At 62.1% G+C, this 13615-nt stretch carries 11 protein-coding genes, 5 tRNA genes and 1 pseudogene; 5 read left to right on the top strand and 12 right to left on the bottom strand.

What is annotated here, in order from left to right; all coding sequences use genetic code 11:
* Nucleotides 1-7: 7 nt before the first annotated feature.
* Nucleotides 8-1237, bottom strand: a complete 1230-nt coding sequence (locus ETW23_RS07455; protein WP_134829604.1) for an N-acetylmuramoyl-L-alanine amidase — start codon at nucleotides 1235-1237, stop codon at nucleotides 8-10.
* A gap of 73 nt (nucleotides 1238-1310) precedes the next feature.
* Nucleotides 1311-2456 (bottom strand): pyridoxal phosphate-dependent aminotransferase, encoded by a 1146-nt coding sequence (locus tag ETW23_RS07450; protein ID WP_134829603.1) that lies wholly within the window; start codon nucleotides 2454-2456, stop codon nucleotides 1311-1313.
* Between the two features lie 22 nt (nucleotides 2457-2478).
* Here ETW23_RS07450 and ETW23_RS07445 point away from each other — a divergent pair.
* Nucleotides 2479-3833: pseudogene (locus tag ETW23_RS07445) on the top strand (M48 family metalloprotease).
* On the top strand, nucleotides 3830-4594 hold the full coding sequence (locus ETW23_RS07440) for a DsbA family protein (RefSeq protein ID WP_134829602.1): 765 nt from the start codon (nucleotides 3830-3832) through the stop codon (nucleotides 4592-4594). The pseudogene ETW23_RS07445 and the gene ETW23_RS07440 overlap by 4 nt, the downstream one beginning before the upstream one ends.
* A 97-nt stretch (nucleotides 4595-4691) precedes the next feature.
* Here the strand turns inward: ETW23_RS07440 and ispG are convergent, their stop codons facing one another.
* From ispG to hemA, 3 genes are all read right to left on the bottom strand, one after another.
* Nucleotides 4692-5819, bottom strand: coding sequence for a flavodoxin-dependent (E)-4-hydroxy-3-methylbut-2-enyl-diphosphate synthase (gene ispG / locus ETW23_RS07435; RefSeq protein WP_134829601.1), 1128 nt, complete (start codon nucleotides 5817-5819; stop codon nucleotides 4692-4694).
* Between the two features lie 114 nt (nucleotides 5820-5933).
* Nucleotides 5934-7139, bottom strand: a complete 1206-nt coding sequence (locus ETW23_RS07430; protein ID WP_134829600.1) for a helix-turn-helix domain-containing protein — start codon at nucleotides 7137-7139, stop codon at nucleotides 5934-5936.
* 129 nt (nucleotides 7140-7268) lie between these two features.
* Nucleotides 7269-8504: a 5-aminolevulinate synthase gene (hemA, locus tag ETW23_RS07425; RefSeq protein ID WP_134831278.1), complete on the bottom strand. Its 1236-nt coding sequence runs from the start codon at nucleotides 8502-8504 to the stop codon at nucleotides 7269-7271.
* 374 nt (nucleotides 8505-8878) lie between these two features.
* Between hemA and ETW23_RS07420 the strand changes: the two genes are divergently transcribed.
* The 3 genes from ETW23_RS07420 (at nucleotide 8879) to ETW23_RS07410 (ending at nucleotide 11402) form a co-directional block, all read left to right on the top strand.
* A complete protein-coding gene (locus ETW23_RS07420; protein ID WP_134829599.1) occupies nucleotides 8879-10270 on the top strand; it encodes a M20/M25/M40 family metallo-hydrolase in 1392 nt (463 codons plus the stop codon).
* Nucleotides 10271-10737: 467 nt separating this feature from the next.
* A complete protein-coding gene (locus ETW23_RS07415) occupies nucleotides 10738-10959 on the top strand; it encodes a hypothetical protein (protein WP_129371299.1) in 222 nt (73 codons plus the stop codon).
* A gap of 68 nt (nucleotides 10960-11027) precedes the next feature.
* Nucleotides 11028-11402 (top strand): nuclear transport factor 2 family protein, encoded by a 375-nt coding sequence (locus ETW23_RS07410; RefSeq protein WP_254695165.1) that lies wholly within the window; start codon nucleotides 11028-11030, stop codon nucleotides 11400-11402.
* Between the two features lie 41 nt (nucleotides 11403-11443).
* Here ETW23_RS07410 and ETW23_RS07405 read toward each other — a convergent pair.
* The 7 genes from ETW23_RS07405 to ETW23_RS07375 form a co-directional block, all read right to left on the bottom strand.
* Nucleotides 11444-11520, bottom strand: a tRNA-Asp gene (locus ETW23_RS07405).
* 80 nt (nucleotides 11521-11600) lie between these two features.
* Nucleotides 11601-11677 (bottom strand) — tRNA-Asp (locus tag ETW23_RS07400).
* An 82-nt stretch (nucleotides 11678-11759) separates the two neighbouring features.
* A tRNA-Asp gene (locus tag ETW23_RS07395) sits at nucleotides 11760-11836 on the bottom strand.
* Nucleotides 11837-12036: 200 nt separating this feature from the next.
* Nucleotides 12037-12112: transfer RNA gene (locus tag ETW23_RS07390), tRNA-Val, on the bottom strand.
* A gap of 75 nt (nucleotides 12113-12187) precedes the next feature.
* Entirely contained in the window at nucleotides 12188-12757 is a 570-nt protein-coding gene (locus ETW23_RS07385; protein WP_134829597.1) for a histidine phosphatase family protein, read from the bottom strand.
* Nucleotides 12758-12872: 115 nt separating this feature from the next.
* A tRNA-Val gene (locus ETW23_RS07380) sits at nucleotides 12873-12947 on the bottom strand.
* Between the two features lie 13 nt (nucleotides 12948-12960).
* Nucleotides 12961-13518, bottom strand: a complete 558-nt coding sequence (locus tag ETW23_RS07375; protein ID WP_247676829.1) for an HU family DNA-binding protein — start codon at nucleotides 13516-13518, stop codon at nucleotides 12961-12963.
* Nucleotides 13519-13615: the final 97 nt, after the last annotated feature.

Genomic DNA, 13615 nt, shown 5'->3' with positions numbered 1-13615 from the left:
CTGCCCCCTATTGCCTCACCAGCGTGCGGCGGGCGTCGTCCTGCGCGCGCCAGGTGATCAGCCCGTTCAGAATGCCGCGCGCGGCCTGGGCCCGCCAATCCGGATCCACCAGGTTCTCAAGGTCCCGCTTGCTGGACAGAAAACCGATCTCGACCAGAACCGAAGGAATATCAGCCGATTTCAGCACCGAAAACCCGGCCGAGCGCAGCGGCCGGTTGTTGATCGGCCGCCCCTGCCCCCGCAGCCCGTCAATCAGCGCCACCGCCAAGGCATCGCTGCGCGGCTGGGTCTCCTGCCGGGCCAGATCCAGCATCACAGCCGTCACCCCATCATCCGCTTGGCTAAGGTCGGTGCCCGACAGCAGGTCGCCGCGCAGGTGCCGCTCTGCCAGCTTGGCCGAGGCCACGTCGGAGGCTTCCTTGGAAAGGGTGTAAACGGTAGAACCATGCGCCCGGCCTTCGGAAATTGTGTCGGCATGCAGCGAGATGAACACATCCGCCCCGGCCTGATGCGCCATGGCAATACGCCGCTCCAGAGAGACAAAATAGTCGTCATCCCGGGTCAGCAGCACAGTGAATTGGCCGGACCGAAGCAGCGCTTCGCCCAGCTCCCGCGCGAATTGCAGCATCAGATGTTTCTCAATGACCACCTCGGTCTCCGCCCCTGGGTCAATGCCGCCATGTCCGGGATCAAGCATCACCAGGAGCGGTGCATTTTCATCGCGCGAGCCCTTGCCCGGCATGGATTGCGGCGCAGGCAGATCCCAGCGCGGATCCTGCGGGGCGCCGGCGCTGGCGGCAAACTCTTCCGCCGTGGCAGGCGCAAGCGATACTGCCAACCGGGCGGCGGCGGTCACCTGGTCCACAGTCATAGCTGCCGTGGAAACCTTCATCGGCTCTGCCAGCTGCAAAACCAAACGCGACCAGCCTGGCACATAGGTGCCGAATTGCGCCGCGGTGATCTGCTCGCTCTGCAGCAATGTCTCCGCCGTCAGCCCGGTCCAATCGACCTCCTGGAAATCCAGCACCAGCCGTGGCGGCTCAGCCAGGGTGAACAGCCGGTACGGAACCCCCTGGCTAAGGCCCAGCGTGATCTCGGCGCCCCGTCCGGCATCGCGGGTGTGGCTGGCCTCCGCATCAACGCGCGCCAGCCCGCTGAAGCCTTGCGCCCAGGCCCCGGTCTCAGTCCCCGCTGCCAGCAGCCAGATCAGCGTTATGAAGGAAAGCAGTCTGCCCATGCCTGAACCCCGGTTCTTGGTTTTCGGCGCAGACTAGGCAATTCCGCCCGGATTGAAAATCCGCCTTCTGTGGTCAGCCGCGCGCGGCCATGAATTTTTCCAGCCGCGCCAGCCCTTCTTCAATATCCGCCGTCGATCGCGCATAAGAGAACCGCAGTGTGGTGGCGCCACGAACAAGGTCAAAATCCAGCCCCGGCGTCACTGCAACACCCGCACTATCAAGGATTTCCGCGGCAAAGCTGCGGCTGTCCGCGGTCAGGTCCGACACATCGGCATAGACATAAAACGCCCCGTCCGGCGGCGCGATTTTGGTGAAACCGGCCTTAGGCAGCCCGTCCAGCATCAGCTGGCGGTTCTTTGCGTAGACGGCCAGGTTTTCGCGCATCTCATCCTCGCAATCAAGCGCCGCCAGTGCCGCCACCTGACTGGCGTGCGGGGCGCAGATAAACATGTTCTGGGCTATGCGTTCCACCACCCGCACGTGATCCTCGGGCACCACCATCCAGCCCACCCGCCAGCCGGTCATCGAGAAGAACTTGGAGAAGGAATTGATAACATAAGCCTCATCCGTCAGCTCCAGCGCGGTGACCGCCTTCGCCTCATACTCCAGCCCGTGATAGATCTCGTCGGAGATGAAACTGGCGCCCTCACCCCGCGCCGCGTCGATCAGATCGCCCATCGCGGTACGGTCCAGCATGGTGCCGGATGGATTGGCGGGCGAGGCCACCATGAGGCCTGCCAGATCCTGCCCCTTCAAATCCGCGGCCACTGGCTGCAGCCGGTTTTCCGGTGCGGTCTGAATGTCCACCGGCGTCAGCCCCAGCGCCTTCAGAATCTGCCGGTAGGACGGGTAGCCCGGCGCGCCGATCCCCACCCGGTCGCCGCTGTCGAACAGCGCGGTGAAACTCAGCAGAAAGGCGCCGGAGGAGCCCGGCGTCACGATCACCCGATCCGGATTGAGATCAACATTATACCAGTCGCCGTACAGCCGCGCGATGCGCTGGCGCAGCTCCGGCAGACCCAGTGCAACAGTATAGCCCAAAGCATTGTTTTCCAGCGCATTCCCCAGCGCCTTCAGCGCACCGGAGGGCGCCCCCGTCGATGGCTGGCCCACCTCCATATGGATGATATGGCGGCCGGCTTCCTCGGCCTTGCGGGCGGCCTCCATCACGTCCATCACAATAAACGGATCAACGCTGGATCGGCTTGAGTTTCGCATTCTGATCTCCCATGGTGCGCGCATGAGTTTTGACCGTTTCTTCCGGCTGGCGTCAATCCCGGCTCTTGTGCTTTGCGCGTTGTTTCAATTTGCAGCGGCGGCGCAGGCGGCGTCGATCTCGCTGTTGCGTGACCCTGACGTGGAACACGGTCTGAACAAGCTGGCCGCACCAGTGCTGCGGGCCGCGGGGTTGAATGCGAACCGGGTCCGGATCCTGCTGGTCAACGATTCCGCCTTCAATGCCTTTGTCTTGGATTCGCGAACGATATTCGTGAATTACGGGCTGATCCTCAAGGTGACCTCCCCGAGATGCTGCAGGCAGTGATCGCCCATGAGGCCGCCCATATCACCAATGGCCACCTGGCGCGGCGGATGCAGAACCTGCGCTCGGCCAGCAGCGCTGCCGGTTTGGGCGTGGCGCTTGCGGTTCTGGCTGCGGCGGCGGGTGCGGGCGACGCCGCGGGCGGCATTGCCATCGGCACGCAGAATTCCGCGCTGCGCAGGTTTCTGTCCCATACCCGCGCCGAAGAAAGCTCGGCCGACCGTTCTGCCGCGGATTACCTCAACCGTGCCGGCATCAGCCCGCAGGGGCTGGTTGATCTGCACCGCGCCTTTGCCGGTCAGGAAGTGCTGAGTGCCGGCAGCCAGGACCCCTATACCCGCTCTCACCCGCTTAGCCGCGACCGTATCCGCGCCGCGCAGGCCTATCTCGCGGCGCATGGCGACAAGGGTGAGGCCAGTGCCGAGGCGCAATACTGGTTCGCCCGGGTGCGCGGCAAGCTGTCGGGGTTTACCCGTGCCCCGAAATGGACCCTGCGCCGGGTGCGCGAGGAACAGTACAAAGACGTGCGCCTGATGCGCGAGGCCGCCGCCTATCACCGGCAGAGGAATTTAAAGAAGGCCCTGAAGGCGGTGAATGGCGCGCTGGCGATCCGGCCCTCCGATCCCTTCTATCATGAGCTGAAGGGACAGATCCTGATAGAGAACCGGCAATGGGGCGCCGCATTGGCGGCCTATGGCAAGGCGGTGAAACTGGCCCCCAAGGACCCGCTGATCCTTTCCGGTTACGGGCGTGCGCAGCTAGCCGCGGGCCAGCCGAAAGCGGCGCTGCAATCCATGGAACGCGCCCGCGCCATCGATTTCCGCAATCAGGTGCTGCTGCGCGACATGTCGCTGGCCTATGCCAAGACCGGCCAGCGCGGCCTGGCGGCGCTGGTCACCGCCGAACGCTATGCCTTGCAAGGGCGTCTGGATGACGCCGGAATTCATGCCAAACGGGCCGTCGCCCAGCTGCCTGCAGGATCCGCCGCCGCGCGGCGGGCACAGGATGTGCTGGCGGCCTATGAACAAGCTCAGAAAAGGAAAAGACGAAAATGAAACCCTTTACCCGCGCTGCCACGGCGGCAGCCACTGCCCTCGCCCTGCTGAGCACCCCGGCGCAGGCGCTGGACCTCAGCAATATGTCAGAAGCCGAACGTGAGGCTTTTGGCGAACAGATCCGTGCCTATCTGCTGGAGAACCCCGAGCTGATCCTGGAAGCGGTTGATCTGCTGGAACAGCGCCAGCAGCAGGCCGAGGCTGTCCGCGATGACACGCTGGTCACAGACAATCTGGCAGAGCTGCAGAACGATGGTTATTCCTGGGTCGGCGGCAACCCGGATGGCGACATCACCCTGGTTGAGTTCATGGACTACCGCTGCGGTTACTGCCGCCGGGCAGCCCCCGAGGTGGAAAAGCTGGTGAAAGGCGACGGTAATATCCGCCTGGTGATCAAGGAGTTCCCGATCCTGGGCGAAGCCTCGGTGCTGTCGTCGCGCTTTGCCGTGGCAACCAAACTGGTTGCGGGGAATGACGCCTATAAGCATGTGCATGATGCGCTGATTGAATTCGGCAGCGAGCCGAACGAGGTGGCTTTGCGCCGGATCGCGGACGGGCTGTCATTGGATAGCGATGCGATCTTTGCCAAGATGGACAGCGAAGAGGTGACGGCCGAGCTGCGCCAGACCCGCGCGCTGGCACAGAAGATGGCAATCTCCGGCACCCCGACTTTTGTGCTGGGCAATGAGTTGCTGCGCGGCTACCTGCCCGCCGACCAGATGGAGATCATAGTGGCTGAAATCCGCGACCAGCAAAGCTGACGCCTGACGACGAAGCCGCGGGACCGGGGCTCTGCCCGGACCCCGGAGTATTTTTGCAAAGGTGAAAAAGCGGGCAGGCTGAAGCAGGCCTGCGGGGTTATTCCGCAGCTTGAGCGGCCATTTCCGCTTCAATTTCCGAGGCCTTTTTCTCGACCTCTTCAACGATGTGGTCGACCATCTGTTCGTTGGACATCTTGTGGCTGGCCTTGCCCGCCAGATAAACCATGCCCGCACCCGCGCCGCCGCCAGTGAAGCCGACGTCGGTCATCAGCGCCTCACCCGGCCCGTTCACCACGCAGCCGATGATGCTGAGGCTCATCGGAGTGTGGATATGGGCAAGCCGTTCTTCCAGCGTTTCCACCGTCTTGATCACGTTGAACCCTTGGCGCGCGCAACTGGGGCAGGAGATGATATTGACGCCGCGGTGGCGCAGGCCGAGGGATTTGAGGATCTCAAAGCCGACTTTCACCTCCTCCACCGGATCGGCAGAAAGGCTGACGCGCAGGGTGTCGCCAATGCCCATCCACAGCAATTGACCCAGGCCGATTGCCGACTTGATGGTGCCGGAAACAAAGCCGCCCGCCTCGGTGATGCCGAGGTGGATCGGCGCGTCGGTCGCCTCTGCCAGCTGCTGGTATGCGGCGGCGGACATGAAAACATCCGATGCTTTCACCGAGATTTTGAATTCGTGGAAATCATGGTCTTGCAGGATGCGGATATGGTCGAGGCCGGACTCTACCATCGCTTCCGGGCAGGGCTCGCCGTATTTATCCAGGAGGTGCTTTTCCAGCGACCCGGCATTCACCCCGATGCGGATTGAGCAATTGTGATCTTTTGCGGCATTGATCACCTCGGCCACGCGTTTTTCGTCGCCGATGTTACCCGGGTTGATGCGCAGGCAGGCGGCACCCGCCTCGGCGGCCTCTATGCCGCGTTTGTAGTGGAAATGGATATCGGCCACGATCGGAACCGGGCTTTCGCGCACAATCTCCTTCAGCGCCTTGGAGGACGCCTCATCCGGGACCGAGACCCGGACCAAATCCGCGCCTGCCTCAGCCGCTGCCTGGATCTGGGCCACGGTGCCGGCCACATCGGTGGTCAGCGTGTTGGTCATCGTTTGCACCGCAATCGGGGCGTCGCCGCCGACGGGCACATTGCCGACATGGATCTGGCGGCTTTTGCGGCGCTCGATATGGCGCCAGGGGCGGATGTGGTTGATCGACATGAGGAATGCGTCCCGGCTGGATCCTGTTAGCAGCTAGATACGTGCTGAGAGGCGGCGCTGCAATGGCAGCCCGCCTCTTGCGGCGGGATTCGCCGGGCACAATCGCGGTAACAGTTACTCGTCCGGCTGGTCCGCCTGCAGCTCGGCGACCAGTGTTGCCAATGCTTCATTGCTGCCATCGGCCAGATCAGCCAGTGCAAACCGGTTGGTGATCGCATCCATCGACAGGTCGATATTCTTGGATACCTGGCCGCGTTCGCCGACCGGGCCGAAATGTTCGCCGTTCACCGCGAAATAAATTGCGCTGCTTTCGCCGGTGCGCAGGCGCGGGGCGTCTTCGGTCAAAGGCACCTCAAACCGCTGGCCTGCGTCCATGATGGTTTCCAGGATCACGCTGCCATCTGCCGCGGTGACCTGCACCCAGGACGGGCGCACCGCAACCATTTCAACGCCGGGTTCGACCTCGGCCACAACCTGCGGCACCAATTGCAGCGGCCCCCCGCCCTCATAGGGCAGGCTGGCTTCGGCAAAGGCCAGCGAGGGCACTTCGGGCGCAGCAAAATTGCCCAGAGCGGACGGATCCAGGGTCGAAATCGGTGCATCGCGCGCCACCAGCACAGGCACATCCAGAGCCTGCGGGCGGTAAAGCCGGTCCAGCGCCTCAGCTGCCGGATCCTGCGCGTCCCCGGCTGCATTCAGAACCGCGCTGTTCAGCGGATCAAGGTCAGCCAGCACCGCAGGTGTTTGATCCACTGGTGCGAACTGCACCTGCTGCACCTCTTTCAAGACAGCCCAGCCGCCATAGCCGATGCCGCCGATCAGCGCTGCCAGCACCATCAGCGAGCCGACAGCCCGCGGTTCGATCTGGCTGAGGAAACTGCTGGGGGCGGGAATAAACGGTGTGTTGGGCGAGGCAAAAGCATCGCCGCCCAGCCCGGTGGATGTGACTGCCGGGCCGGCGCCGTCTTTGGTCCGGCTGGAAGCCTCGGCAGACATGCCATGGGCAACAGTAAATCCGCTTTCGGTGCAGAAATCCTGAAAAGCTTCTTCTGCGTCCATATTCAGATAGCGAGCATAAGAACGCACATACCCGGCGATGAAGCCGGGCGTGTCAAAGGCGGAAGGGTCGGAATTCTCGATTGCGGCGATGTAGGACGCCTTGATCCGCAGCTCACGCTGCACATCAAGCAACGACTTACCCATCGTTGCCCGCTCACCGCGCATAATGTCGCCGAGCTTCAATTCGAAATCGTCAAAACCCTTCGGCTCTGCCGTTCCGCCATGCTCTTCTTGCTTGCGCTGGGTGAAGCGCCCGATCATGCCTGCTGTCCCATTTTTGCCTGCCGCAATCTGTTCAGGGCGGTGAAAGAATCACAATTGCGACTCAGATCCGCTCATTGATTAGCAACAGCGTAACACACTGAAGGTAAATTTACACTGATCAGTATGTTACCCGGCAAGTTCGGCACGATTCAGCGCACAATGCGACCACAATGCGTCCATCGCCTGAACCAGCGCGTCGATTTCCTTGGGGCCGTGCACCGGCGACGGGGTAAAGCGCAAACGCTCGGTGCCGCGCGGCACAGTCGGATAGTTGATAGGCTGCACGTAGATGCCATAGTCCTCCAGCAGATGGTCGGACAGCACTTTTGTGTGGACCGGGTTGCCGACAATCACCGGCACGATGTGGCTGCCATGATCAATGATCGGCAGGCCAAGACCCTTAAGCCGCAATTTCAGCACCTTGGCCTGGTCCTGATGCTTGTCGCGCAGATCCTGCGCGCCCTTCAGATAGGCAACCGAAGCCGCCGCCCCTGCTGCCACAGAGGGGGCCAGCGAGGTGGTGAAGATGAAGCCCGGCGCATAAGAGCGGATCGCGTCGCACATCTTGGCCGAGGCCGCAATATAGCCGCCCATGACGCCATAAGCCTTGGCCAGCGTGCCGTTGATGATGTCGATACGATGCGACAGGCGGTCACGCTCAGTCACGCCGCCGCCGCGGGGGCCGTACATGCCAACTGCGTGAACTTCGTCGATATAGGTCAGCGCGCCGAATTCATCCGCCAGGTCGCAGATTTCCGCGATCGGGCCGAAGTCGCCGTCCATCGAATAGACCGATTCGAAGGCAATCAGCTTGGGTGCTGCGGGGTCGTCGGCTGCCAGCAGCTCGCGCAGGTGGGCCACATCGTTGTGGCGGAAGATTCGCTTAGCACCGCCATTGCGGCGCACGCCCTCGATCATCGAGGCATGGTTCAGCGCATCCGAATAGATAATCAGCCCCGGGAACAGCTTGGGCAGCGTGCTTAGCGTGGCGTCATTGGCGATGTAAGCCGAGGTGAACAGCAGCGAGGCTTCCTTGCCATGCAGATCAGCCAGTTCGGTCTCCAGCTGCTTGTGATAAACCGTAGTGCCCGAGATGTTGCGGGTGCCGCCGGAGCCTGCACCGGTCGAATCGATGGCATCATGCATCGCCTCCAGCACAACCGGATGCTGGCCCATGCCCAGATAGTCATTGCCGCACCAGACGGTGATGTTCTGTTCGCCGCCGTCCGGACGGGTCCAGACCGCATGCGGGAAATGGCCCTTTTTGCGCTCGATGTCGATAAAGGTCCGGTAGCGGCCCTCGTCGTGAAGGCTGGCAATCGCTGCATCCAGTTTCGCGGTATAGTCCACCGGCATCTCCATGGCTTCATGCGGCCCCAGGGGCACGCGGGCTGTGTAAAGGGCACGGCCTGTCGGCGATGCGGCCACATTCACGGTCCGGAATGATTACCGCAGGCACCCCCTTTGATCAACTGCATACGCGCGGCCCTAGGTGCGCAACATTGATGCAGGTCAAATAAAACTTAAACAGGGGCTGGGCAAGGACAGCTGCGGCCAACCTGTGGCCGTTTGCGTCGTATATGCCGCGTGTTCACGCGTCGCTATGCGCAGGATCGGAAACCTGCCGCCCTGGAAAAACAAGCGAAACCCCGCCCTTCCCCCACTGGCCCCTGTTCAGGACCGCTGCTAGGGTCCGCGGCAAATTGCCCGCAACCGGACACGCAGGAGAATGAAAGATGGCACTGAATGATGTTCTGGACCGGATCGACACAGAGCTGGACGCCGCCACCGAACGGCTGATGGACCTGCTGCGGATCCAGTCGATTTCCACTGATCCCGCCTTTAAGGCCGACTGTGACAAAGCCGCCGACTGGCTGGTGGCTGACCTCAACGCCATCGGTATCAAGGCAGAGAAACGCGAAACGCCGGGCCATCCGATGGTGGTCGGCCATGTGGGCGAGGAAAACGCGCAGGCCCCGCATGTGCTGTTCTACGGCCACTATGACGTGCAGCCGGTCGACCCGCTTGCCCTGTGGAACACGCCGCCGTTTGAACCGCAGCTGGAGGAAACCCCGAACGGCACCGTGATCCGCGGCCGCGGATCCTCGGACGACAAGGGCCAGCTGATGACCTTTGTCGAGGCCTGCCGTGCCTGGAAGGCCGTGAACGGCTCCCTGCCCTGCCGCATAACCTTTTTCTTTGAGGGGGAAGAGGAAAGCGGCTCCCCCTCGCTGATCCCCTTCATGGAAGCCAATGCCGGGGAGCTGAAGGCCGACCTCGCGCTGATCTGCGACACGTCGATGGTGTCGCGCGGGGTGCCGTCGATCTCCTCGCAGCTGCGCGGCATGCTGAAGGACGAATTCACCATCACCGGCCCGCGCATCGACTTGCATTCGGGCCACTACGGCGGCCCCGGCCTGAACCCGCTGCGCACGCTCTCGGAAATTGTTGCCTCCTTTTATGACAGTGACACCGGGCGCGTGGCCGTCGAGGGTTTCTATGAAGGCGTGCATGAGGTGCCCGAGGACCAGCTGCGCCAGTGGCAGACCTGCGGTTTTGACGAATCCGAATACCTGAGTTCGGTCGGCTACTCGCAGCCGCACGGCGAGAAGGCCTATTCCACCCTGGAACAGCAATGGGCCCGCCCGACGCTGGAGGTGAACGGGCTTTGGGGCGGCTACAACGGGGCCGGCTCCAAAACCGTGATCCCGTCCGAGGCGCATTGCAAGATCACCTGCCGCCTGGTCGGCGACATGGACCCGGATGCGCTGCGTGCCAAGATCCGCAAACACGTCGAGGACCGCCTGCCCGTTGACGCCTCGGTAGCCTGGAACAACGACCTCGAAGGCTCCCCTGCCGCGGTAATGAATACGTCGCGCCCCGAGTTCGAGGCCGCACGCGGCGCCCTGTCGGATGAATGGGAGCGCGAAGCGGTGTTCTGCGGCATGGGCGGCTCGATCCCGATTGCCGGCTTCTTCAAGTCGATCCTGGACATGGACGCGATGCTGATCGGCTTTGCCAATGACGACGACGCCATCCACTCGCCGAATGAGAAATACGACCTGAAGAGCTTCCACAAGGGCATCCGGTCCTGGGCCCGTGTCCTGGACGCCCTGTCGCGCAAGTAATCCCAGTTTCGGGCGGTGCACTTCGAAGCCCCGCCCGGATACTCCAATCCGGTCACCGCGAAGCAAGCCGGACAACGGGAAGCAGGCATGAACTCTCTCTTCAAGACGTGCGCAAGACTTGCGGCAGTGATGGCACCGCTTCTCCCCGCTCCGCCCGGTGCCGCCCAATGCCACCGGATGCATTAGCCAGCAGCGGCGCACTCCCGCCCGTCATCAAGCCTCTTGTGAGGCTTTCTTCCCGTTGGGCCTGGCGCCTTTGGCGCGGGAGCGTTCCGGCTCTGCCCGCTGCCCGAAGAACAGGTGGCATCGCCTGCAAACCCGCCGCACACGGGATTCTCCAGGATCTTGCAGCGCATTTTTTCCAACGTTTATCCCGGTCCCCCTCCCGGATTAAGAGTTGGTTATCCGAACCATCCGATACTGTATGTGATTTCTGCCGCGACAGCGGACTACGATGGAGACAGCAGATGGCACAAAGCAGATTCAACCGCCCGCCCGGTTTCGAAGGCAACCAGACCGACCCGGAAGAAAGCTACCGCGCCGGCTATCAGCACGGCACCCGCGTGATGCTGCGGTATCTGGAAACCATCCCCAAGGCAGACCTGGAACGCCTCAAGAAATGGGTCGATTTCGAACTCACTGGCTGGCGCCACGACACCGGCGCGGACCCGAACCCTCCAGCCCTTTGATCCCCCGGCCCTGACTGCTTGCACCTGATGCGCCTGTTCGCCAATGTGGCGCCATGACGGAAAAGAATATGACCAAAGGCCCGCAGCTGGCCGAAATCCTTAGCCTGGAAACCAAGGTCTGGGAGGCACTTGTTTCCGGCGACCCCGAGGCAGATGGCCGGATGCTGTCGGAGGACTTTCTAGGTGTCTATCCCAGCGGCTTTTCGGGCAAGGCAGGCCATTGCGATCAACTGAAGGACGGGCCGGTAATGGCGCAATTCCGGCTGAGTGATGCGCAGCTGCGCGTCATAACAGAAAAAGCTGTACTGCTGTCCTACCGGGCGCGGTACCGTCCCTCAGGCAGCTCGTGCTGGCAGGTCATGCTGATCTCTTCGCTTTGGGAAAAGAGCGCGCCAGGCTGGCTCAACACTTTCAGCCAGGACACTCCGGAAACAGCCGAATAAGCATGCTACAGCTGCGCTCATACCTAAAAGAAGAGAGAAAGTGGCGCGGTTGACGGGGCTCGAACCCGCGACCCCCGGCGTGACAGGCCGGTACTCTAACCAGCTGAGCTACAACCGCGCATTTGCCTTTCAGCGGCCGTTTCCGGCCAGTGTTCCCCTCCGGGGCGGACCCTGTAATGCCAGGGCGGCAGGCGAAAATGGCGCGGTTGACGGGGCTCGAACCCGCGACCCCCGGCGTGACAGGCCGGTACTCTAACCAACTGAGCTACAACCGCATTTTCGCCTTTCGGCGGATTGTTTCCAATCCAATTCCCCTCCGGGGCGGATCCTGTTTTACCCCAGGATGAGGTGCAGCAGTGGCGCGGTTGACGGGGCTCGAACCCGCGACCCCCGGCGTGACAGGCCGGTACTCTAACCAACTGAGCTACAACCGCCCGCTGCACGTTCAGCATCGCTGCTGAATGTTGGGCTGTAATATTCCCACCTCTTAGAACCGTCAAGAAGTGTTTTGCCTTTTTCGGGACTTTCCCTCAAAAAAAATTCTCCCTCCCGGTAATCCCTTGAAACAGATGAAAAAAGCCCAAAGACTACGTGCCAATCGGCATCTCAGAACGGTCAATCTGCGAGGTAGGGATGGTGGGTCGTGAGAGGCTCGAACTCCCGACATCTTCGGTGTAAACGAAGCGCTCTACCAACTGAGCTAACGACCCGGTAAGCGGGGATTTAGACAATGCCGCCGGGCAGCGCAAGAGGAAAACGAAGATTTTTCCACCCTGCCCGCCGGTTCACTCCAAAACGGTTTCCACCCCGTTCTCCAGCACATAAACGCACCCCTGCCCGTTCGGCAGCGCCGCCATGCTGTCGCGGGGCAGGCCGCAGATGATACCGCGCATCACTTGCCCCAAAAGCCCATGCGCCACCACCACAGACGGCCCGGTCAGCGACAGCATGAATTCCAGAATGCGGCCATGAAAGCTGGCATAGCCTTCGCCGCCGGGGGCCTCGCAGAACAGATCCAGATTCCGCGGATTGGCGCCATGGATCTGCGGGTAACGCTGCGCGACATCCTGCAGCGTCATCCCCTGAAACACTCCGGCAAAGGCTTCCGCCAGGCGCGGGTCGGTCACAAACGGCGCCCCTCTCAACGCGATATCCGCCGTCTGCTGGGCACGGCCCAGCGGGGACGCATAGCAGGCCGGATTCTGCTCCAGCACCGGCGCCATCAGACCGGCCTGCCGACGGGCATGTTCAATGCCAAGCGGTGTCAGCGGCGATTCCAGCTGGCCCTGAATGCGGTGCTCTGCATTCCACTCGGTCTGCCCGTGTCTCAGCAGCCAGATTTTCGGAAATTGCATCACATGCCCCCTGCCCGGTTCTTTCGCCAAAGTGGTAGCGGCAAGCCGGGGGCAACGGAACCCCGCAAACAAGAAAAGGCGCTCAACCTATTCAGGGAGCGCCTTTTGGAAAGAATGGTGGGTGATAAGAGATTTGAACTCCTGACATCTTCGATGTGAACGAAGCGCTCTACCACTGAGCTAATCACCCGTGAGGCAGGCTTCTACCCCTCCGACGCGGCCTCTGCAAGAGGGTCATTGGAAGAATTTCCGGCTTCCCCGGAATTTTCTGCCGCCGCGCTTTTTGCGAGGGCCGGCTGGCGCAGTTTGCATACGAACACTTTGCCATTGCTGCGCTCCTGGCTGCGGTTGATGCGCAGTTTCCCGAACGGCTTGAGGTTCAGTTCACGGCCTTCGGCCACAGCCTCGCCCAGCAGCGCCAGAACCGCCTCCACCACCGGCTTTGCGTCTCTCTTTTTGACACCGGAGCGTTCGACCGCCAGCTCCACCAGTTCCTTCTTGTTCAGTTCCGGTGCGGCAACAACCGGTGAAGCGGCTGTTACAACCACGGGTTCCGGTGCGGCAGACCCTTCGGATGACGGGTTGGCCTCTGGCACGTCCCGCTGCATCGGTGCGTTCACATCTTCCGACGTGCTTGCCGCAGGTTTCACAGCAGCCGTCCTGGCGGTGGACGCCTTCAGCGTGCCTGCCTTGCGGACAGGTGGCTTGCCTTCGCCGGACTTGCGCCCGGATGTACTGCTTTTACTGGTTGCTCTTGCCATTTGTGCCCCGTGATCCTGTTATTTGCCCTGCATCAGTTTCTCAGCTGCGCCGCGCTGTTGCGATTGGCAGCCAGGCGTGCGGGCCTGCTCTGTGCAG

The sequence above is a fragment of the Leisingera sp. NJS201 genome, assembly GCF_004535885.1.
GTDB lineage: Bacteria > Pseudomonadota > Alphaproteobacteria > Rhodobacterales > Rhodobacteraceae > Leisingera.
Note: the sequence above shows the minus strand (reverse complement) of the source record. Positions and strands in the feature narration are given on the sequence as shown.

Excerpts from the sequence above, each read along its gene's own strand:
- ETW23_RS07455 (WP_134829604.1), bottom strand. The coding sequence starts at position 1,237 with ATGGGCAGACTGCTTTCCTTCATAACGCTGATCTGGCTGCTGGCAGCG.
- ETW23_RS07450 (WP_134829603.1), bottom strand. The coding sequence starts at position 2,456 with ATGCGAAACTCAAGCCGATCCAGCGTTGATCCGTTTATTGTGATGGAC.
- ETW23_RS07440 (WP_134829602.1), top strand. The coding sequence starts at position 3,830 with ATGAAACCCTTTACCCGCGCTGCCACGGCGGCAGCCACTGCCCTCGCC.
- ispG (WP_134829601.1), bottom strand. The coding sequence starts at position 5,819 with ATGTCGATCAACCACATCCGCCCCTGGCGCCATATCGAGCGCCGCAAA.
- ETW23_RS07430 (WP_134829600.1), bottom strand. The coding sequence starts at position 7,139 with ATGATCGGGCGCTTCACCCAGCGCAAGCAAGAAGAGCATGGCGGAACG.
- hemA (WP_134831278.1), bottom strand. The coding sequence starts at position 8,504 with ATGGAGATGCCGGTGGACTATACCGCGAAACTGGATGCAGCGATTGCC.
- ETW23_RS07420 (WP_134829599.1), top strand. The coding sequence starts at position 8,879 with ATGGCACTGAATGATGTTCTGGACCGGATCGACACAGAGCTGGACGCC.
- ETW23_RS07415 (WP_129371299.1), top strand. The coding sequence starts at position 10,738 with ATGGCACAAAGCAGATTCAACCGCCCGCCCGGTTTCGAAGGCAACCAG.
- ETW23_RS07410 (WP_254695165.1), top strand. The coding sequence starts at position 11,028 with ATGACCAAAGGCCCGCAGCTGGCCGAAATCCTTAGCCTGGAAACCAAG.
- ETW23_RS07385 (WP_134829597.1), bottom strand. The coding sequence starts at position 12,757 with ATGCAATTTCCGAAAATCTGGCTGCTGAGACACGGGCAGACCGAGTGG.
- ETW23_RS07375 (WP_247676829.1), bottom strand. The coding sequence starts at position 13,518 with ATGGCAAGAGCAACCAGTAAAAGCAGTACATCCGGGCGCAAGTCCGGC.